Source organism: Acidimicrobiales bacterium, assembly GCA_035316325.1.
Classification (GTDB): domain Bacteria; phylum Actinomycetota; class Acidimicrobiia; order Acidimicrobiales; family VFJN01; genus DASXTK01.
Window position 1 is genome coordinate 1 of the sequence record DATHJB010000227.1, and the last position, 19,314, is coordinate 19,314.

The 19,314-nt window shown below is 70.8% G+C and carries 19 protein-coding genes; 7 read left to right on the forward strand and 12 right to left on the reverse strand.

Annotated features, from left to right (window positions below; all coding sequences use genetic code 11):
- Positions 1 to 193, reverse strand: a 193-nt coding sequence (locus VK611_29540; GenBank protein HMG45513.1) for a hypothetical protein, incomplete at its 3' end; no start/stop codon positions are given.
- An 827-nt stretch (positions 194 to 1,020) separates the two neighbouring features.
- Between VK611_29540 and VK611_29545 the strand changes: the two genes are divergently transcribed.
- Positions 1,021 to 1,458 carry a hypothetical protein gene (locus VK611_29545; GenBank protein ID HMG45514.1) on the forward strand — a complete coding sequence of 146 codons (438 nt, stop codon included), beginning with the start codon at positions 1,021 to 1,023 and terminating at the stop codon, positions 1,456 to 1,458.
- A 301-nt stretch (positions 1,459 to 1,759) separates the two neighbouring features.
- Here the strand turns inward: VK611_29545 and VK611_29550 are convergent, their stop codons facing one another.
- A complete protein-coding gene (locus VK611_29550; GenBank protein ID HMG45515.1) occupies positions 1,760 to 2,149 on the reverse strand; it encodes an STAS domain-containing protein in 390 nt (129 codons plus the stop codon).
- Positions 2,150 to 2,340: 191 nt separating this feature from the next.
- Here VK611_29550 and VK611_29555 point away from each other — a divergent pair, with 191 nt between their 5' ends.
- Complete coding sequence (locus VK611_29555) at positions 2,341 to 4,230, forward strand: penicillin-binding transpeptidase domain-containing protein (protein HMG45516.1); 1,890 nt, start codon at positions 2,341 to 2,343, stop codon at positions 4,228 to 4,230.
- A 35-nt stretch (positions 4,231 to 4,265) separates the two neighbouring features.
- Here VK611_29555 and VK611_29560 read toward each other — a convergent pair whose 3' ends face one another.
- Genes VK611_29560 through VK611_29575 form a run of 4 tightly spaced genes read right to left on the reverse strand, consistent with a single transcriptional unit; the run spans position 4,266 to position 8,486 of the window.
- The gene (locus VK611_29560; protein ID HMG45517.1) at positions 4,266 to 4,865 is read right to left on the reverse strand and encodes a histidine phosphatase family protein; all 600 of its coding nucleotides are present in this window, start codon (positions 4,863 to 4,865) and stop codon (positions 4,266 to 4,268) included.
- Positions 4,862 to 5,344 carry a hypothetical protein gene (locus tag VK611_29565; GenBank protein ID HMG45518.1) on the reverse strand — a complete coding sequence of 161 codons (483 nt, stop codon included), beginning with the start codon at positions 5,342 to 5,344 and terminating at the stop codon, positions 4,862 to 4,864. The genes VK611_29560 and VK611_29565 overlap by 4 nt, the downstream gene beginning before the upstream one ends.
- A 46-nt stretch (positions 5,345 to 5,390) precedes the next feature.
- Positions 5,391 to 6,110, reverse strand: coding sequence for a C4-type zinc ribbon domain-containing protein (locus VK611_29570; GenBank protein ID HMG45519.1), 720 nt, complete (start codon positions 6,108 to 6,110; stop codon positions 5,391 to 5,393).
- A gap of 12 nt (positions 6,111 to 6,122) precedes the next feature.
- A complete protein-coding gene (locus VK611_29575; protein ID HMG45520.1) occupies positions 6,123 to 8,486 on the reverse strand; it encodes a transglycosylase domain-containing protein in 2,364 nt (787 codons plus the stop codon).
- Positions 8,487 to 8,548: 62 nt separating this feature from the next.
- On the opposite strand from VK611_29575, the gene VK611_29580 reads away from it, so the two are divergent.
- On the forward strand, positions 8,549 to 9,490 hold the full coding sequence (locus VK611_29580; protein ID HMG45521.1) for a TIGR03621 family F420-dependent LLM class oxidoreductase: 942 nt from the start codon (positions 8,549 to 8,551) through the stop codon (positions 9,488 to 9,490).
- Positions 9,491 to 9,514: 24 nt separating this feature from the next.
- Positions 9,515 to 9,958 (forward strand): hypothetical protein, encoded by a 444-nt coding sequence (locus VK611_29585; protein ID HMG45522.1) that lies wholly within the window; start codon positions 9,515 to 9,517, stop codon positions 9,956 to 9,958.
- Here the strand turns inward: VK611_29585 and VK611_29590 are convergent.
- From VK611_29590 to VK611_29605, 4 genes are all read right to left on the reverse strand, one after another.
- Complete coding sequence (locus VK611_29590) at positions 9,927 to 10,841, reverse strand: alpha/beta hydrolase (protein ID HMG45523.1); 915 nt, start codon at positions 10,839 to 10,841, stop codon at positions 9,927 to 9,929. The two genes, VK611_29585 and VK611_29590, sit on opposite strands and share 32 nt — an antisense overlap.
- A gap of 68 nt (positions 10,842 to 10,909) precedes the next feature.
- Positions 10,910 to 11,266 (reverse strand): hypothetical protein, encoded by a 357-nt coding sequence (locus VK611_29595; protein HMG45524.1) that lies wholly within the window; start codon positions 11,264 to 11,266, stop codon positions 10,910 to 10,912.
- 293 nt (positions 11,267 to 11,559) lie between these two features.
- Positions 11,560 to 12,114 carry a DUF1990 domain-containing protein gene (locus VK611_29600; protein ID HMG45525.1) on the reverse strand — a complete coding sequence of 185 codons (555 nt, stop codon included), beginning with the start codon at positions 12,112 to 12,114 and terminating at the stop codon, positions 11,560 to 11,562.
- An 11-nt stretch (positions 12,115 to 12,125) separates the two neighbouring features.
- Positions 12,126 to 12,893 carry a YndJ family transporter gene (locus tag VK611_29605; GenBank protein ID HMG45526.1) on the reverse strand — a complete coding sequence of 256 codons (768 nt, stop codon included), beginning with the start codon at positions 12,891 to 12,893 and terminating at the stop codon, positions 12,126 to 12,128.
- 59 nt (positions 12,894 to 12,952) lie between these two features.
- Between VK611_29605 and VK611_29610 the strand changes: the two genes are divergently transcribed.
- The gene (locus VK611_29610) at positions 12,953 to 13,693 is read left to right on the forward strand and encodes a MerR family transcriptional regulator (GenBank protein HMG45527.1); all 741 of its coding nucleotides are present in this window, start codon (positions 12,953 to 12,955) and stop codon (positions 13,691 to 13,693) included.
- A 6-nt stretch (positions 13,694 to 13,699) separates the two neighbouring features.
- On the opposite strand, the gene VK611_29615 is transcribed toward VK611_29610, so the two are convergent.
- Positions 13,700 to 14,272 carry an XRE family transcriptional regulator gene (locus VK611_29615; protein ID HMG45528.1) on the reverse strand — a complete coding sequence of 191 codons (573 nt, stop codon included), beginning with the start codon at positions 14,270 to 14,272 and terminating at the stop codon, positions 13,700 to 13,702.
- Between the two features lie 42 nt (positions 14,273 to 14,314).
- Here VK611_29615 and VK611_29620 point away from each other — a divergent pair, with 42 nt between their 5' ends.
- The gene (locus VK611_29620; GenBank protein HMG45529.1) at positions 14,315 to 15,229 is read left to right on the forward strand and encodes an NAD(P)/FAD-dependent oxidoreductase; all 915 of its coding nucleotides are present in this window, start codon (positions 14,315 to 14,317) and stop codon (positions 15,227 to 15,229) included.
- A 68-nt stretch (positions 15,230 to 15,297) separates the two neighbouring features.
- On the opposite strand, the gene VK611_29625 is transcribed toward VK611_29620, so the two are convergent.
- Positions 15,298 to 18,177, reverse strand: a complete 2,880-nt coding sequence (locus VK611_29625; GenBank protein HMG45530.1) for a vitamin B12-dependent ribonucleotide reductase — start codon at positions 18,175 to 18,177, stop codon at positions 15,298 to 15,300.
- 693 nt (positions 18,178 to 18,870) lie between these two features.
- Here VK611_29625 and VK611_29630 point away from each other — a divergent pair.
- Positions 18,871 to 19,314, forward strand: a 444-nt coding sequence (locus VK611_29630) for a dihydrofolate reductase family protein (protein ID HMG45531.1), incomplete at its 3' end; no start/stop codon positions are given.

Sequence of the window (19,314 nt, forward strand, 5' to 3'; positions counted from 1 at the left end):
TCTCGCGCTGCAGCGTGGGCAGCAGATCCTGCAGCTCGATGTACGTGTCGCGCTCGAATCCCCTCCGGCGCGTGTCCTCAGCGACAAGGCGCTCATGGGACCGTCGTCGGGATTCGTCGACTCGGCTCAGCGCGTATCCACCAACCAGCGTCACGACCGGCCAGATGTTGTCCCAAGCGAGGTCATCGATCATGGCGCCGATCCTCCCACCACCTCGCGGGTCCGCCGCTCAGCGAAGGAGCTCCATTGCCCCAACGGGGCTACTCGATGCGGGATGACCAGAGCGGGGAGTCGCCGCTCAGGACATGGTTGTAGAACAGCTCGTGCGGCGAGCGGTAGAGCACGCCCCAGGTTCCATGCCGGCTTTCAAGGAGCCCGAGCGGAATAGCGCCGTCGACGGCGACAAGATCGGCGACCGCCTGGGCGTCGCCCTTGATGCTGTACCAGCCGTCGAAGTAGATCTACTGGACGAACGGGTGCTGCTGGCTCGTGGGCATGTCGATGCAGTCTTACCGACGGCCCGGCGCATGGACCTGTGGCGTGGCCGAGCCGACACCGAGGTGACGGGTGTGACGGGTCTACAGGTTGTTCTTCTTACGCGGGCGCGCCTGCGTCGATAAACCGTCACACCCGTCACCCGTCACCCGTCACCCCGCTTCCTAGAGCGCCGGCCGGAGCCGGAGCTCGTCTGAGCGGAGGTGGATCGCCCACGGCTGCCGGCCGTATGACCGACCGCCGATGCGCCGCTCAGGGACCTGCTGAGCCGGCGGGTGGAGGCCAGCTCGGGTGCGCTGGGGAACAGGTGGGGGACCGCTCCCTACCAGCGCTGCCCCCTGCGGCGTTGACCAGGACAGACGCTCGATCGTTCCAGCGGCCTCCGGAGACGCTGACGCCTTGCGGAATCCGCCTCTACGGGATCAAGAGCCGCTGTCAGAGCCGGCGATCCTGGCTGGGAAGGCACCTGGCCCTGACACCACCCTGGTCAAAGGCCAGATAGGCGGTCATATAGCGTGAGCAGCAATGGACTGGTCGGCAGTTGGCCAAGCGGCCGCGGGCACAGTGACGGTGGCAGCGGCAGCCTGGCGTTGGCTGGGCGGTGGGGTGTCGTCCGACAGCCGACGCCGCGGGATCCACCGCAACCTGGAACTCTACGCCCAGCTGCCCGAAGACTTCGGAAGCCGCGACGCGCTTGCTCGTGACATTGATCGCCAGGTTGGACTGCTTATCTCCGAACTGCAGGTCGAGAAGCGCGTCGACCCAATCGGCATCTGGCTGGGGCTCGCCTTCGTCGCTGGGGCGGGCGCAATCGTCTACCGCATCCTCGCCGTGGACTGGACAGGCTGGTGGTGGTGGGTCGTTGCGTCGTTGGCGCTCGTCGGTGTCGTCGGTCTGTCTCAAGACGCGATACCTCGTGAGCGGGATGAGCGGGGCCGAGTGATCAAGAACCCGAAGGAATAGGGGCCGAGGTGTGACGGGTGTGACGGGTCTCCAGGTTGTTCTTCTGGCGCGGACGCGCCCGCGTCGATAATCCGTCGCAACGCGTCACCCGTCACCTTTCCGATGCCACATTTCTGACACACGAGCCCGCGAGACCGAGCGAGTCAGCGCGAGGTGGCGCGAGGTCGAGGTCCTGCTCGCAGCGGCCGACTCGTCTGAGACCACGAACGAATGTTCGCCATCGATTGTCCCCCGCTTACAAGCCGACTCACCGTCACACACCGGGCCGGGCGGCGCTCTCCGTCGGCGTCGGCGCCGGTGGTCAGGTGGCCTCGGGACCCAGGAGGTCGTGGACTCCTGCGAGGTCGATGAGTCGAGCGACGTTCTCGGTCGCCGGGCCGAATCGGAACGTGCCACCGGCGTCGACCACGAGGGCTCTCGCGGCGAGCAGGCCCCCGAGACCCGAGGAATCGACGAAGGTCAGGCTTCCGGCGTCGACCGACACGTCGCTGACACCGTCCGCGACCAGCTCGGCCACGGCGACCTCCACCGCATCCCCGCCCTCGAGACCCAGCTCTCCGGAGATCACCATCACACCGGTCGCGCCGACCTGACGGCGCTCGATCGACACGGGAGGGGCGTGGACGGTGCCGGCTGTGACGTTGTCGCCGAGCTCGTCGTGGCTCCGGCGCTGCGGCTCGGTGGGTTCCATACCTTCCGGCTACCCCGTCGGACGACGATCCACCCGGGGGTCCGAGGCCTCGGGCCGGTCCCACCGTCACATCGCCCGCACTGGACCCTTGGCCGTCACACCCCGTACCAACCACCCCGCCGCCGCCCCAAGCGGTGAAGGGCGGCTGCCGCCGCCTTCACTGTCACACCGCTTGCGTAGTGTGACCACCCATGGTGGATCGGCGGATTCAGATCGGGGTCATCGGGGTCATCGTCCTGCTGTTCGCGGCGGCCGGGGCGTTCTTCGCGCTCCGAGAGGACGAGGAGCCGGACGCCGCGCCCGTCGCCCGTGAGTACCTCGACGCCTGGCAGGACGGCGACTTCGAGAAGATGCAGGGCCTCGTCGCCGACCCGCCCGACGACTTCGTGGAGGTGCACCAGGGGATCGTCGACAACCTCCACGCCGAGGGCACCCGCTACGAGCTCACCGGCACGTCGGTGGAGAACGACGGCCAGGAGGCGATCGCCTCGTTCGACACCACCCTCCGCCTCACCGGCCTCGGCGAGTGGTCCTACGAGGGCACCCTGCACCTGACGAAGCGCGACGACGCCTGGGCGGTCGACTGGGCCCCCAGCTCCATCCACCCGAAGTTGAAGGCCGACCAGACCATCACCCGCACCCGGGAGTGGACGCAGCGGGCGCCGATCACCGACAAGGACGGCAACCCGCTGGTCGAGGCCCGCGACGCCAAGGTGATCGGGCTCGAACCCCGCCGCATCCAGGACCTCCAGCAGGTGAAGACCGTCCTGGCCAGCACCCTCGGCGTCGACCCGGCGACCGTCGACGAGCGGCTCAACGCCCCGGGTGTCGAGCCCGACCACTTCGTGGAGATCACCACGGTCGACCTGGCCAAGTACGAGTCCGTGCAGTCGATCGTGTACCCGCTGCCCGGCACCGTGTTCCGCGACACCACCCGGCGGGCCGCGCCCCAGGCCGGCTTCGCCCAGCACATCCTCGGCCGCACCGGCGAGATCACCGCCGAGCTGCTGGAGGAGCTGGGCTCGCCCTACCAGGTGGGCGACGTGGTGGGCATGACCGGGCTGGAAGCCCGCTTCGAGGCCCAGCTCGCCGGCACGCCGTCGGGCGCGATCCAGATCGAGGACGCCGAGGGTGAGGTCGTCGAGGATCTCGGTCACATCGAGGGCACCGCCCCCGAGCCGGTGGCGACCACGCTCGACCCCCGCGTCCAGGCCGCGGTCGAGGCGTCACTCGCCGGGGAGACCCGACCGGCGGCGGTCATCGCCGTCGACAGCAAGGGCAACATACGGGCCTCCGCCTCCCGCCCGCTGGAGGAGTACAACCGGGCACTGTCAGGCCAGTACCCGCCGGGTTCGACGTTCAAGATCGTGTCCGGGAGCGCCCTCCTGTCGGCCGGGACCACACCCGACTCTCCCGTCGACTGCCCCGAGACCGCCAACGCCGGCGGCCGCGAGTTCCGCAACTTCGAGGACAGCAGCCTCGGCACGGTGCCGTTCGGGCTGGCCTTCGCCAAGTCGTGCAACACCGCGTTCATCCTGGCCACGGCGGGTCTGCCCGGCGACGCGCTGGTCGACGCGGCGCAGCGGTTCGGCTTCAACGCCGAGTACTCCGTGGGCCTCACCACCGAGGGCGGCACCTTCCCGGCACCCGGCAACGACACCGACAAGGCGGCGGCCACCATCGGCCAGGGCGAGGTGCTGGCCAGCCCCCTGCACATGGCGACGGTCGCCGCTGCGGTCATCGACGGCTCGTGGGAGCCGCCGACCCTGCTGCCCGAGGTGCCGCTGGAGGACCCGCCGGCGTCGACCCAGCTCGACCCGGCCGTCGTCGAGGCGCTCACCGGCCTGATGCGCCGGGTGGTCACCGAGGGCACCGGCACCGCGGCGCAGCTGCCCGGCGAGCCCGTGGCCGGCAAGACCGGCACGGCCGAGTTCGGCGAGGGCGACCCGCCGCCGACCCACGCCTGGTTCGTCGCCTTCCGGGGCGACCTGGCCGTCGCCGTCCTGGTGGAGGGTGGCGGCATCGGTGGCCAGCAGGCCGCCCCGATCGCCGCCGAGGTGTTCTCCGCCCTCCCCGGCTGAGCAACCGGAGCAACCGGAGCGACGTCAGGCCCCGGCTACGACCGGGTCAGGTGGGAGACGCCGTTGAAGGCGTGGAGGGACGGTCGTCCCCGGGCGGTCGAGATGGTGGAGATCGACGCCGGGGCGAGGAACAGCCGCCACGCCACCTCGTCACCCACGCCCAGCGCCCACGCCACCGCCGCCTTGATCGGCGACACGTGGCTCACCACCACGACGTCCCCGTCGTCCTCGGCCGCGGACGACAGCAGCTCGTCGCACGCCGCGCGCACCCGCTCCCCCAGCGCCGCGATCGACTCGCCACCCGGCGGCGTCCAACCCACGTCGGCCATCCACGCCGCCCACGTCTCCGGCGGAACCGACGCCACCGGCGTCCCGTCGAGCTCGCCGTAGTCCATCTCGACCCAGCGGTCGTCGAACACCACCGGCACGCCGAGGGTCTCCCCCACCAGCGCCGCCGTCTCGCGGCAGCGCTGCAACGGGCTCGTGATCACCCGGGTCGCCCCCACGTCCATCAGCGCCTTGGCGGCCCGCAGCGCCTGGTCGCGGCCGACGTCGTCGAGCGCCGGATCGGCCCGACCCAGCAACAGCCCCCGGGCGTTCGCCTCGGTGCGGCCGTGCCGCAGCAGCCAGATCACCCGATCACGCTCCTATCCAGCCGGCCGGTGCGCAGGAACCGCTCCCGACGCCCCGGGTCCTCGAGCCCGAACGTCCGCCAGCACCACCACAGGGCGACGGCGCCCGCCAGCTCCAACACCACGTTGAACCCGCCCCGCCCCAGCTCGGGCAGCTCGGAGTCACTCCACGAGAACCCGGTGAACGGCCACCAGAAGGCGGTGGTGTCGGTCCACGCCCCGTCGAGCACCAGGTGCAGGAACACCCCGATCGGGATCGCCACCAACCGCCGCTGCACCAGCCGCTGGCGGGGCGTCACCACCATGGCCAGCCCCAGCAGCGCCACGCTCCCGGTCAGGCTGTGCAGCAGCCGTGGCTCGCCGATCGGCAGCTCCACCAGCGGCAGCAGCGCCCCGACGACGACCAGCCGGTAGTCGACCATCGGGCTGCGGAAGACGAACCACACCAGCACGAACGACATGCCGGCGAACCAGAGGAACACGGAACCAGCGACTCCTTGGGGCCTGTCCTAGTCGAGCCGAAACCCGTCAGGACCGCACCAGCAGGCGGCCGCACTCCTCGCACGTCACCCGGTCGTCGAGCGACAGCTTGCGGATCCGGTCGACCTCGACGGCGCTCAACCCCAGGTGGCAACCCTGGCAGGTGGAGCCCACCAGTCGGGCGATCGCCACGCCGCCGAGGCGCTTGCGCATGCCCTCGTACTCGGCCAGCAGCTCGTCGTCGGCGACGTCGGCCGCAGCGGCGTCACGCTGCGCCCGCACCTCGGCCAGCTCGGCCACGATGGCGGACTCGGCCTCGGACAGCTCAGCGCGCAGCGTCTCGGCCTGGGCGTCGAGCTCGCCCCGCTTGCCGGCGAGCAGCTCGCGCTCGGCGTCGACGGGCTCGGTGGCCTCCATGATCTCCAGCTCGTCGTCCTCGAGCTTCGCGATCCGCCGCTGGATCGACTCGACGTCCTCCTGCAGCGCCTGCAGCTCGCGCGGGTTGCTGATGGTGCCCGAGTAGAGCTGCTTGTCGGCCTGCCCCGCCCGCTCGCGCATCGAGGAGATCTCGTCCTCCAGCCGCTGCTGCGACCGGCCCAGGTCGGCCAGGCGAACGTCGACCTCGGCGATCTGGCTGTCGATGGCAGACACCTGCGCCTGGATGTTCGCCAGCGTGGCGCGCACCGGGAGCGTCTCCGACCGGTGTACGAGCTGGTCGACGTGCGTGTCGTGGTCCTGGACGACGAGGAGCGTGTCCCAGCGAGTCATGAGCCCCCGACCCTACCCGTCCGGGTACTGGGGGTAGTAGGTGTACGGCGGGTACGTCGGCCACGTGCTCGCCGGGACGGTCGCCGCCGGTGCCGCCGTGGGCCGCGGGGAGGTGGCCTCGGGGCTCACCGTGGCCGCGTTGAGCTGCGGTTCCTCCACGGGATCGGTGGGCGGAGGGAACGTGGGAACGGTCGGCTCGGGCTCGGGGTCGGGGATCGACGGCGTTGGCCGTGTCGGCGGGGGCTGGTCGCCGCCGCCGCCACCTCCTCCCCCTCCGCCGTTCCCGTTCCCGTCGCCGTTCCCGTCACCCGGCGGGGGCGGCGGCTGCTGGCCCGGTGCCGGAGGCTCACCCGGCGGCTCCTCCCGCGGCGGCGCCTGGGCGCCCGTCAGGTCGGTGCCCGGCGGCAGGTGCAGGAAGGTCGGCGCCCGGGTCGGGCCCGGTGCGGGGAACCCCACCTCCGGCAGGCCGTCGTGCAGCGGCCCCATGAGGGCGGCCCAGATCTTCGCCGGGTAGTTGCCGCCGAAGAACTGGCCCTCGCCGGGCACCCGCAGCGGCACGTTCTCGCCGAGGGCGCCGATGTGCACCGACGTCGTGTACTGACCCGTGTAGCCGACGAACCAGACGTCGGCGTTGTTGGTGGCGGTGCCGGTCTTGCCCGCTGCGGGTCGACCCCCGGGGAGCTGGGCGTTGTTGCCGGTGCCGGACTGCACGTTCTGCTGCAGGACGCGGGTGGTCAGCCGGGCGGCCTGCGGCGACAGCGCCGGCGTGGGCGTCGGCGTGTGCTGGTAGAGCACCTGGCCGTTGACGGCCTCGACCCGCTCGATCATGTACGGCTTGTTGTAGACGCCGTCGTTGGCGATGGCGCCGTAGGCCCCGGCCATCTGCAGCGGCGTGACGCTGTTGGCGCCCAGGGGCGCCGAGGCGAGGCTCTGGAACGGCCTGGTCTCGGCGCCGTTCCGGTACTCGAGGCCGAGGCGGTTCGCCAGGTCGCCCCACGCCGGCCGCGCGATCAGGCCCAGCCGCACGTAGGCGCAGTTGATCGACCGGGTGGTCATCTCGCTGATGGTGCCGATGGCCTGGCGGGGAGTGGCGCGGCTGTCGACCTCGTAGGGATCGGACTGCTCCGGTACGTCGAACACGCAGGGGCTCGACCCGTCGACGATGTCGTTGGGTGAGTAGCCCTGCTCCATCAACGACGCCAGGACGAACGTCTTCGCAGCCGATCCGGTGTTGCGCGAGCTCTGCGTGACCAGGTTGTACTCGTAGTGGTCGAAGCCGGGGCCGCCCACCATGGCCCGCACGGCGCCGGTGGCCTGCTCGATGGTGACGACGTCGGCGGTGGCCTGGAAGACCTGGCCGGACCCTGGCGCGGTCACGTCGAACACGCCGTTGACGCCCGGCATGTTGTTGTTGCGGGCGTCGAGCGCCAGCTGCTGGGCCCGCGGGTCGAACGTGGTGTGGATCTTCATGCCGCCGCGGTTGATGGCGGCCTCGCGCTGCTCGCGGGTCTCGCCCAGCCACGGGGCGTTCATGAGCTCCTCGCGCACGGCCGCCGTGAAGTAGTCCTCGGTGAGCGGCGCCACCCGCTGGGGATCGGTGGGCAACGGCGATGCGTCGAAGACGGTCAGCTCTTCCGGCGTGATGACGCCGGCGTCCTCCATGCGGCGCAGGGCGTCGAGCCGGCGGTTCTTGGCGTCGTCGGGGAACCGGAACGGGTTGTTGGTGTTCGGGTTGCGGATGAGCCCGGCCAGCATCGCGGCCTGGGCCATGTTGAGGTCCTTGGGCGACACCCCGAAGTAGGTCTCCGACGCCGCCTGGATCCCGTAGGCGTGGTTCCCGAACCACACCTTGTTCAGGTAGCGGGTGAGGATCTCCTCCTTGGTCATGTCCTCTTCGAGGCGTCGGGCGAGCACCAGCTCCTGCGCCTTCCGCTCGATCGTTCGCTCGGGGCCGACGATCTCGAGCTTGACCAGCTGCTGGGTGATGGTCGAGCCGCCCTGGGCCACGCCGCCGGCCCCGAGGTTGGCGCCGAGCGCCCGCAGCAGGCCCCGGGCGTTGACGCCGTCGTGGGTCCAGAAGCCGACGTCCTCCACCGCCAGGATGGCGTCGATCACCTTGGGCGGGATGTCGGCCAGCTCGATCGGCTGCCGGTTGAACTCGTCGCGCAGGATCGACAGCGTCGCCCCGTTGGCGGCGTAGACGTAGGAGCGCTGCTCCAGGTTGCCGAGGGTCAGCTCGACGACATCGCCGTCGCCCACGTGGCCCAACCAGCTGAGCGGCTTGGCCACGGCGACGACGGTGGCGCACAGCAGCGCACCGCAGGCGACGATGGCGGCGGCGAGTTTGAGGAGGAGAGGTCTGTCGGGGGCGTTCATGAGGGTCCCAGGACGATATCGGTCCTGGGACGTCTGGCGATGTCAGACCTAGTGTGCCCCTCATGGGACACCCTCGACCCTTCCGCTTCGGCATCCAGCTCGCGAACGCCCGCAGCGGCGCCGAATGGGCGGACCTGGCCCGCCGCGCCGAGGACCTCGGCTACTCGACGCTGTTCGTGCCCGACCACTTCGACGACGTCGTCGCGCCCGTGCCGGCGTTGGCCGCCGCGGCGGCCGCGACCCACACGCTGAAGGTGGCGCCGCTGGTCCTCGACAACGACTACAAGCACCCGGTGGTGACCGCCAAGGAGCTCGCCACCATCGACCTGCTGAGCGACGGTCGCCTCGAGGTTGGCATCGGTGCCGGTTGGATGGCCAGCGACTACGAGCAGTCCGGCATCCCCATGGACGAGCCGTCGGTGCGCGTCGACCGCCTGGAGGAGGGCATCGCCATCATCAAGGGCCTCTTCGCGGAGGGGTCGTTCGACTTCGAGGGCACCCACTACACGATCTCCGGGCTCGACGGTCGACCCAAGCCGGTGCAGCAGCCCCACCCGCCGTTCCTGATCGGCGGGGCCCAGCCCCGGATGCTCCGGCTGGCCGCCCGCGAGGCCGACATCATCAGCGTCAACCCCGCCATCCGCAGCGGCCGCACCGACGCCGAGGCCGCGCTCGACGGCGTCGCCGACCGCACCGACAAGAAGCTCACCTGGGTGCGCGAGGCCGCGGGCGACCGCTACGACGACATCGAGATCAACTTCCTCATCTTCGCCTGCGTGGTCACCGACGACCGCCAGGGCACCCTCGAGGCGATGGCGCCGCTGTTCGGCCTGTCACCCGACGACGTGGGCGGCTACCCGCACGCCTGGGTGGGCTCGGTCGACCAGATCTGCGAGCACCTGGAGGCCGGGCGCGAGCGCTGGGATGCGTCCTACCTGGTGGTGCAGGGCGTCGACGCGATGACGGCGGCGGCGCCGATCGTCGCCCGCCTCGCCGGTCAATAGCAGGACGGTCGCTACGCTCTCGCGGTGACGTCGATGGACGATGCCCGGCGGCTGGTCCTGATCGACAACGGCCTGGCCACCGTGTCGACCACGCGGGCCGACGGGTCGATCCAGCTGATCGTGGTGAACGCCGGCGTCGTCACGCACCCGGTGGCGGGCACGGAGGTGGCGGCGTTCGTCGCCCGGGGCGGGACCCAGAAGATCGTGCATCTGCGGGCCCGCCCCGAGACGGCCGTGCAGTGGCGGGCCGGCTGGGCGTGGGTGACGGTCGAGGGGACGGCCGAGCTGTGCGGCCCCGACGATCCGCTCAAGGGCCTCGACGTGGAGGGACAACAGCTGCTGCTGCGGACGATCAGCCGGGCCGCCGGCGTGGAGCACCAGGACTGGGACGAGTTCGACCGCCTCGCCGCCGCCGAGCGGCGGACGGCGGTGCTGGTCAGTCCTCTGCGGCTGTACCAGAACCCGTGACGTCGCCGGCGTCGACGTCGGCGGTCGCTTCGGCTTCGGCTTCGGGTTCGGCCTCGGTTTCGGCTTCGGGCGCCGGCTCCGGCTCGGCCAGGTCGACGCCGAGGAAGGTCGCCAGCGCCTCGTTGAAGGCGATCGGGTCCTCGATGTTGGGCAGGTGCCCCACGTTGGGGATCACCACGAGCTCGCCCTTGAGCAGCAACCGCAGGCTGCGGGCGTCGGCGATCGGCGTGATCCGGTCGAGCTCGCCGACGATCACGAGCCCCCGCAGGTCGGCCTGACGCAGCAGGAGCATCGAGTCGGGCCGGGTCTTCATGGCCTCCAGCGCGGCGATCCACCCCTCGGCGGTCGCACCGTCGGCCAGGGCGTGGACGTAGCTCACCAGGTCGCTGCGGGCCATCGAGCCGGACGACAGCTGGCTCTCCACCAGGCTCTTGGCCAGCGACGTCAGCTCCGACCCGGAGCGGATCTGCTGCTGGGTGTCGGTGCGACGGGCCGCGCCGGGACCGTCGTCGGACAGCGCCCGGGTGTCGGACAGCACCAGTTGGGCGACCCGGTCGGGGTGGTGGCGCAGCATCGCCATGGCCAGGTAGCCGCCCATGGAGCAGCCGACGACCGTGGCCGTGTCGACGCCGAGCTGGTCGAGTACGCCGGCGACGAGGTTGGCCCAGCGCTGCATCGACGCCGGCGGCTCGCTCGGCGGGGGCGGGGATCCGCCGAAGCCGGGCAGGTCGACGGCGAGGCAACGGTGCGTGCCCTCGAACGCCTCGAGCTGGTAATCCCACATGGCGGACTGGAACGGGAACGCGTGGAGGAACAGCAGCACGTCGCCCGCCCCGCGGTCGATCACATGGATGTGGTCGTCGTTCACCTCGAGCAGCGGCACGCACTCTCCTCCCGAACCCCGGTGCTGCCCCTAGTGTCGCGACTCCTACCGACGCAGACGAAATACCACTACTGGTGGGCGGACGCCGCGGACCGCGTCCGACGGCGGCGGGTCTTCACCTCGCCGTCGAGGGCCCGCAGCTGGGAGCAGAGGTGCGACAGCAGGTCGGCGAGGGGCACCTCGGCGGTCAGCTTCACGGCCAGCTCGTCGGGAGCGCCACCGTCGACGGCCGTGGTGGTGAGGTGGTAGCCGAGCGGACCGAAGAGGCCCCAGAGCCGCTCGGGGCCACCGGGGCACGACAGCACCGGCGTCTCCACCTCGAGCGCCATGGGCAGCGCCGGGTCGGAGGTCGGCAGCTCGAACAAGCTGGCCAGGGCGTCGGCCAGGAGGCTCGGTCGGGCCGGTTGCCCGGGGTGTTGCAGCATCACCGCCACGGTGCAACGCTGCTCGTCGGCTTGCGAGACGCACACCATGGCGCTGCCGGTCGGGAGCGTCTCTATTCGGATCGCGTCAGGATCCTGCCCGAGCATCCGGGCCAGGTCTGTCGCTGGGCGGTGCGTCGTGGAAATCGTGAAAAGCATGCTGAGACCACCGGTACGGGTCGGACAAAAGGTGCGACCTGCGGGTCCTGTCCGAACTCACCTGCTCGGCGTCGCTCACCGCCCTCCAGTATGCCACGTGACGCGCGCAACGGAGTCGGTTGTCCACTATCCGCGCGTCAGGCCACGACGAGCGCGTCGAGGTAGCGGTCGACCGCCCAGCGTTGGATCAGCCGCACGGCGGGTGTCGCCAGGCGGGCCGGGAGGGTGGCGGGCGACCCGTCGACGCTGACGGTGCCGGTCACGACGTCCTCGTCGGTCAGCTCGACGATGAAGCTCTCCTCGCCCCGCTCGGCGTGGCCCGGCAGCGTGCCGTAGGCGAATCCGAACCGCCGCGGCTCGTCGACCACGGCGACGATCCGGTTGGGCACGACGACCGCCACGGGGCCGCGCCGCAGCTCCACGACGATCGTCCCGCCCGTCTCGATGGGGGCGTCGGCCGGGTGGACGGTCGATCCGATCCCCCGCTGCGGCGCCCAGGCGCGCAGGCGCTCGGTTGCAGCGGCGAAGTCGTCGGGCCCGAGGCCCAGCACCCGCTGCCGCACGTAGGGCCGGCGGCCGGCCCGGCCGGCGGGTGCGAGGGTCGACCCGACATGGTCGTAGGTCACCTCGGCCTCCCGGGCGGCGGCGAGCGCCCGCTCGACGTCGTCGGGCGTCACCTGCCCGAGGGTCACTCCGGCGAGCCTCATCGCTGGAGCCACCGGCGGGCGGCGAGGCCGGCCAGGGTGAAGGCGAGGGCGTTGGGCACGCCGTGGAGGGGGACCATGTCGTCGATCGACAGCGCAGGCACGTCCCAATGCTGGCCCGCCGCCCACGCCACGGCGAGCACCATCGGCACCCACACCGCCAGCCCCGACACCCCGAGCAGCACCCTCGGCCCTACACCGTGCCCCGCCGTCGCCGCCTCCCGCAGTTCCAACCCCGCCGTCATCCACACCCCGACGGTCATGAGCACCGCCCCGCCCACCTGCGGCACGGCGGCGTCGGTCACGAATCCCGCCGCCACGACCGGCGGCGCCACGGCGGTGCAGACGACAGCGGCCGTCCTGGTGGTCGCGGCGGCCAGCACGAGGGCGCCGCAGCCGGCGTAGATGTAGTGGACGGCGGTCAGCTCGACGATCGGCTCCCGGACGCCGAGGAGCCGCACGCCGAGCCGCGACTGCACGAGAGCCCCCGCCGCGACGCAGGCATAGACGGCGGCCAGGGCCTGCACGACGTCGCCCCGGGTCCAGAACATCAGGGGACCGGCCCGCCGCACCGCGTGCACCACCCGGCTCGCCGCCACGACGACCCAGGGGATGACGAGGGCGGCGGCACCGGTCCCCCGATCGAGCCGCAAAGCGATGGCAGCCGTGGCCCCGGCTGTGGCCCAGGCCCACCAGCTCCCGCCGATCGCCAGCGGCAAGACGACGACGATCCCCAGCACCACTACCAGGTCCACCAGCCCGTCCATAGTCATACGATAGCAATTGGTAGCGCATAGATCACTATGACATTTGCTACCCTGCCGCCATGTCGGACGAGATGCGGCTCGACGAGCTGGCGCGCCGGGCCGGCGTGGCCAGCACCACCGTCCGCCTCTACCAGGCCAAGGGACTGCTGCCGGGACCGCGCCTGGTCGGCCGCACAGGGTGGTACGACCAGCAGCACCTCACCCGGCTGGGGCTCGTCGCCCGGCTGCAGGAGCAGGGGTTCTCGCTGGCCGGCATCGCCCGGCTGCTCGACTCGTGGGAGCAGGGGCGCGACCTCGCAGAGCTGGTCGGTGTGGAGGAGCAGCTCGACGCCCTCCTCCACGGCCGCGACGACGTGGTGCTCGACCCCGCCGACTTCACCGGCCGCTTCCCGCCCGACACCCTGACGCCCGATCTGGTCGACCGGGCCGTGGCGCTCGGCCTGGTCGAGACCACCGACGACGGCCGCGTCCGGGTGCCCGACCGCCGCTTCCTCGACACCGGCGTGGCGCTGCTGCAGCTCGGCATCCCCGCCGACGTGCTGCTCGACGAGTGGGAGCGGCTCGTCGCCCAGACCGACGAGATCGCCGAGCGGTTCGTGGCCCTGTTCACCCGCCACCTGGCCCCGGACGACGGGGACGCCACCGAACAGCTGGCCGACACGTTGGCCCAGCTCCGCCGGCAGGCCGGTCAGGTGCTGCTCACCGCCTTCGACGCTTCGATGGCCCGGAAGGCCCGTGAGACGCTCGCCACCCTCCTCGACGAGCCCAGTGGTCGACGGGCCGACGGCCTGACGGCCTGACCGTCGTCAGTTGGACGGCAGGTGGGTGCGCTCGGCCTGGTGGTCGAAGATGCAGAGCAGCTCGGCCGGACCGTCGTGGGCGCCCAGCCAGTGGGGCACGCTGGTGTCGAAGCTCGCCGTGGAGCCGGCGGGTACCAGCAGCTCCCGGTCGCCGAGCACCAGGCGCAGCGTCCCCGACAGGACGTAGAGCCACTCGCGACCGGGGTGCGTCGGGAGCTCCTCAGGCATCCGGGCGCGGCGGGCGGGCAGGGCCAGCTTGAAGACGTGGGGCAGGCCCGGCTGCTCGTGGCGGGTCAGCTGCCAGTAGGTGAGGCCGTCGGCGTGCTCGGGCTCGGGCCGGATGACGACGTCGGACGGATCCGGCGGTGCCACGAGCTCGTCGAGGCTCAGGCCCAGCGTGTTGGCCAGCGGCACCAGGTGGTTGAGGCCCGGCAGTCGCCGCCCGGTCTCGATGCGGCTGATCGTCGAAGCGTTGACCAGCGAGCGCTCCGCCAGGTCGTCGATGCTCAGGCCCAGCTCGACCCGCCGGTCGCGCAGACGGGAGCGCACGAGCGACGCGACCTCTTGCTGATCCAGCATGACGTGATGCTAATGCCGACCGGCTTCCCTACGGTCGGCCCCATGGACGCTGGACGACTGGACGTGGTGGTGATCGGTGGCGGGGCTGCGGGGCGCTCCGCCGCCCTGGTGCTCGGGCGGGCCCGGCGCTCGGTGGCGGTCGTGGACGAGGGGCAGCCGAGCAACCGCGTGTCGACCGGCATCGGCGGGTACCTCGGCCACGATCAGCGCAACCCGCTGGAGTTCTACGAGGCCACCCGCGACGAGCTCGCCCGCTACCCGACGGTGAGCTGGGTCGAGGGCGCCGTCGAGTCGCTCGAGCGTGACGACCACGGCTGGACCGCCGGCCTCGGCGACGGCTCGACGCTGGCGGCACGGCACGTGGTCCTGGCGATGGGCATGCGCTACGACACGCCGGACATCGCCGGGATCGACCACCTGTGGGGCGCCTCCGTGTTCCACTGCCCGTTCTGCCACGGCTGGGAGCACCGTGACGAGCCGCTGCTCGTGCTCGCCGACAGCGGGCCGCATGTGACCCGGGTGGCCCCACTGCTGCGCAACTGGACCGACGATGTCACCGTCGTGGCACCTCCCGGGACGGTGGCCGATGCCGATCGTGACGTCCTGCGCGACGCGGGGATCCCCGTGGTCGACGGCGAGGTCGTCGCCCTCCGGGGACACGACCGGCAGCTCGAGGGCGCCGAGCTGGCCGACGGGACCGTCGTCCCCGCCCGGGGCATGCTCCTCGCCGCCCCGCACCGGCAGCGCACGGGCCTGGTCGAGAAGCTCGGCGTCGAGCTCGACGACTCGGGCCACGTCGTGGTCGACGAGTCCGGCCAGACGAACCTGGACGGCCTGTGGGCTGCGGGCGACCTGACCAGTCCGATGGCCATGGTCGTCCGGGTCGCCGCCGCGGGAGCCAACACGGCGGTCTGGATCGTCCACGACCTGGTCCTGGGCCACCACGACCCGCGCTGACACTCGCCGGATCCGGGAGACGCCGGCACGGATACCGACGTCTCCCTCCCACGTAGTTCCGTTCGTCGTCAGCTGCAGCCGCTGGTGCTGCCGCAGGACGGGCAGGCGTGGCAGGAGCCGGCTCGCTGCATCTGGACGCCGCACTGCATGCAGTAGGGCGCATCGGAGCTGACCACACCCGGCTGGCGCACGGCCGGGCTGTCGCCGGGCCGGCCGGACTCGGCGTCGGTGACACCGGCCCGCTCCAGCAGCGACGGCTCCTTCGGGGCATCGTCGCTGGTGAGCAGCGGCGACGACGAGTCGAACGACGGCGGGTCGGCCGGCACGTCGTGGCCCTGGCGGGTCTCGACGACCGTCTCCTCCACGCCCGGCAGCGTCGGCTGGATGCGCTCCCCCGTGGTGAGGATGCCGAGCTCGGCCCGCTCCTCGTAGCTGAGGTACCCGACCGCCATCCGGCGGAAGATGTAGTCGAGGATCGACGTGGCGATCCGCAGCTCGGGATCGTCGGTCATGCCGGCCGGTTCGAAGCGGGTGTTGGTGAAGGCCTCGACGAAGTGCCGCAGCGGCACGCCGTACTGCAGGCCGTAGCTGACCGACACCGAGAAGGCGTCCATCAGACCCGCCAGCGTGGAGCCCTGCTTCGACACCTTGAGGAACACCTCGCCGGGGCGACCGTCGGTGTACTCCCCGACCGTCACGAAGCCCTTGCAGTCGGCCACCCGGAACTCGAAGGTGCGCGACACCCGGTTGCGCGGCAGCTTCTCCCGCACGGGCACCTTGATGACCTTCTCGACCACCTTGGTGGCCACCTCGGCCGGCGTCACCGCCGAGAACAGCGTGGGCGGCTCGCCCTTGGCGCCTTCCTTCTTGGTGGTCGACAGCGGCTGGCCGACCTTGCAGTTGTCGCGGTAGATGGCGATGGCCTTCACGCCGAGCCGCCAGGCGTCGATGTGCAGCTGCTGCACCTCGTCGACCGTGGCTTCCTCGGGCAGGTTCACCGTCTTGGAGATGGCACCCGAGATGAACGGCTGGACCGCCGCCATCATCTTCACGTGCCCGAGGTAGTGGATGGTGTTGTCGCCCATCGAGCAGGCGAACACCGGCAGGTGCTCGGGTGAGAGGTGCGGCGCACCGACGATCGACTTGTGCTCGTCGATGTAGGCGATGATCTCCTCGACCTGCGTGGCGTCGTAGCCCAGCTGGTCGAGGGCACGCGGCACCGTCTGGTTGACGATCGACATGTTGCCGCCGCCGACCAGCTTCTTGGTCTTGACCAGACCGAGGTCGGGCTCGATGCCGGTGGTGTCGCAGTCCATCATCAGGCCGATGGTGCCGGTGGGGGCCAGCACGGACGCCTGGCTGTTGCGCACGCCGAACTGCTCGGCCAGCTCGCAGGCCTTGTCCCAGCTCTCCTGGGCGGCCGAGAGAAGCTCCGGAGCGACCAGCTCCTCGTCGATCTCCGCGGCGGCCTGCTGGTGCTGGTTGAGCACCCGCAGCATGTGCTCGCGGTTCTCGGAGAAGCCGGCGAAGGGGCCCATGCGGGAGGCGATGCGGGCCGAGACCTCGTAGGCGTGGCCGGTCATCAGCGAGGTGATGGCGGCGGCGTGCGCCCGACCCTGGTCGCTGTCGTAGGGCAGGCCCAGCGCCATCAGCAGGGCGCCGATGTTGGCGTAGCCGAGGCCCAGCTGACGGAAGCGCCGCGAGGTGTCGGCGATGGCCTCGGTCGGGTAGTCGGCCCGCCCGACGAGGATCTCCTGGGCGGTGAACACCACGTCGATGGCGTGGCGGTAGCCGGAAACGTCGAAGCTCTCGTCGTCGTTGAGGAACTTCATGAGGTTGAGGCTGGCCAGGTTGCACGCCGAGTTGTCGAGGTGCATGTACTCGGAGCAGGGGTTGCTGCCGTTGATGCGACCCGTGTTGGCCGCCGTGTGCCACCGGTTGATGGTGGTGTCGAACTGCATGCCGGGATCGGCGCACTCCCAGGCGGCCTCGCAGAGCTGACGGAACAGCTCGCGCGCCCGGACCGTCTTCACGATCTTGTGGGTCTTGACCTCACGCAGGTTCCAGTCGCTGTCGTCGGCGACCGCTTCCATGAACTCGTCGGTGACCCGCACCGAGTTGTTGGCGTTCTGGTACTGGATCGAGTGCGAGTCGGCACCGTCGAGGTCCATGTCGAAACCGGCGTCGCGCAGCACCCGGGCCTTGCGCTCCTCCTGGGCCTTGCACCAGATGAACTCCTCGACGTCGGGGTGGTCGATGTCGAGGATGACCATCTTGGCGGCACGGCGGGTCTTGCCGCCGGACTTGATGGTGCCGGCCGACGAGTCGGCACCCCGCATGAAGCTCACCGGGCCGGAGGCCGTGCCACCGCCCCGGAGCAGCTCGTGCGACGAGCGGATGCGGGACAGGTTGACGCCGGCGCCGGAGCCGCCCTTGAAGATGACGCCCTCTTCCCGGTACCAGTTGAGGATCGAGTCCATCGAGTCGTCGACGGACAGGATGAAGCAGGCTGACGCCTGCTGGGGCACGCCCTGCACCCCGATGTTGAACCACACCGGGCTGTTGAACGCCGCCTTCTGGGTGACGAGCACGTGCTTGAGCTCGTCGGTGAACACCGCGGCCTCGTGGCGGTCGACGAAGTAGCCGCCCTCGACGCCCCAGCGGGTGACGGTGTCGACCACGCGGTCGATCACCTGGCGCAGCGACCACTCACGCTCGGGCGTGCCGAGGGTGCCGCGGAAGTACTTCTGGGCCACGATGTTGGTGGCGTTCTGCGACCAACCGACGGGGAACTCCACGTCGGTCTGCTCGAAGGCCACCGAGCCGTCGCGGAAGTTGGTGATGCGTGCGTCCCGCCGGTCCCACTCGACCTCGCTGTAGGGATCGACGCCCTCAGTGGTGAAATAGCGGCGGAGGCCTATGCCGGTCTGCTCGGGAGCAAGTGCCATCAGTTCCTCCAGATACTTCGTGTGAGACCACAACGCCTTGTGGTGCGAATCGACTGTGGCGCCCCCCGAACCACAAGATGTAGGACCTGAATTACATCACCGTAACTACATCTGTGTCAACAGTCTGATGGCGCCGGGACCTCGTAGGGGCGTACCAGTCTACGGGCACTACGCAGAGTGGCGGGGTCTCCCTCGTCGCCCCGAGGCCGATCGTGCGACCGGCCCGGCGCGGACTCGCAGGTTGGAAGGGGCCGCTCCATCGACGTCTCGGACGACGACGATCGGCGCCCCACCCCGAGGAGTCGCTCAGCAGCCCACCATAGACACGGAGACGACAACCACCATTCCGCTCCTCCGCGCCGGGGCACAGTGCACGGCTAGCAACCTAAGGGTGAGTGCTTGTGGACCGCTAGGGGAACATCCTGTGAATTAGAGGTGGATTACCCCCTCGGTCATCCACAGCCTGTGACGGGCGAGGCCGATCCGAGACGCCACTCAACGCGGTCTGTCTTGACTACGGTGCCCTGCGTGCGCCGCATATTTCCTACGCAAGGTGAGATCCCAGCGACTATTCGCACAAACGATGCGACGACCTCGGAGGGTGACGAGACCTGTGGGAAAGTTGCGGCATCGGATGTAGGGGCAAACGTCGCGGCACAGGCGCGACCTACTCCCCCGGACCGTCCCTGGGTGATGGTCAACATGGTGGCGTCTGTGGACGGAGCCTCCACCGGCCCGGACACCAGATCGGGCTCGCTCAGCGGCGAGGGCGACCGACAGCTGTTCCACGCGCTGCGGGCCGTCGCCGACGTGGTGCTCGCGGGGGCGGGGACGGTGCGGGCCGAGAACTACGGGGCGCCGCGGGGCGAAGGTCACCGGCCGAGGCTGGCCGTGGTGTCGGCGAGCCTGGCGCTCGACCCGGCGGCACGGTTCTTCCAGGAGCCGGACGAGCCCTCGATCGTGCTCACCACCGAGGATGCCCTCGACGGGGGTCAGGCCGAGCCGTTGACCGCCGTCGCCGACGTGAGGGCGGTGGGCGCGCACAGCCTCGACTGGCCGGCGGCGCTGCGCCTGCTGCGCCACGACTACGGAGCGAAGACCCTGCTGGTGGAGGGCGGGCCGTCGCTCAACACCCAG